The sequence below is a fragment of the Arthrobacter vasquezii genome (assembly GCF_029455255.1).
Classification (GTDB): Bacteria; Actinomycetota; Actinomycetes; order Actinomycetales; family Micrococcaceae; genus Arthrobacter_D; species Arthrobacter_D parietis.
In genome coordinates this window covers 1-719 of sequence record NZ_JAROKN010000133.1, presented here as the reverse complement: position 1 = coordinate 719, position 719 = coordinate 1, and the positions used below count along the sequence as shown (strand labels likewise).

Annotated in this window: 1 pseudogene; it reads right to left on the bottom strand. The window is 69.3% G+C overall.

Annotation, left to right across the window (positions count from 1 at the left end):
- Positions 1-719: pseudogene (locus P4U43_RS17960) on the bottom strand (chromosome segregation protein SMC); the annotation flags it as partial.

Genomic DNA, 719 nt, shown 5'->3' with positions numbered 1-719 from the left:
GCCTGTTCCCGTGCTGCCCGCTCCGTCTGCGCCGCACGCTCCAGGGACACTGCCCGACTTGCGGTTGCCCGCAGCTGCTCCTCAGCGCTCCGCAGCGCAAGACGTGCCTCCATTTCCGCCTGACGCGCGTGTGTCGCGGCCAGAGCGAGCATGTCCCGGCTCTGGGTGTCGGGCTCAGCGTCCGCCGGAGCGTCCTGTGCGTGCGCGAGCCGTTGCGCGATTTCCTCAAGGCGGCCCTGCTCCGCGGCAAGGTTTTCCTCGGCCGCTTCCGCCAGGCGTGTCAGCCGCTCGGTTTCCCCTGAGGCGGAGCGCAGGACTGATCCCAGCTGGCCCAGCTTCTCTGCGACGGCAGCGAGCCGTGCATCCGACTCATGCAGCCTCTCCAGCGCCGCGTCTGCCCGTTCCTGAGCCTCCTTCCGCTGTGCGGTGGCTGCAGAAATCCCGAAGCGGGCGCGCTCGTTCCGTTCGGTAGCGATACGAAGGGCTTCGGTTGCCTCATCGACAGCTGCCTGAATTTCCAGGGTGCCGGGCGCCGCGGCAGTGCCTCCCCGCACTGAGACCGCCGTATAGACGTCACCCTCACGTGTCACTGCGGTCAGCGAAGGATGCCGCTGCACCAGATCCGCGGCGTCCGCAAGCGACTCAACGACGACGACGGCAGACAGCAGGGCGCGCACGGCCGCTTCCACGCCGCCGCGGCTGGTGACGAGCGAAGCGGC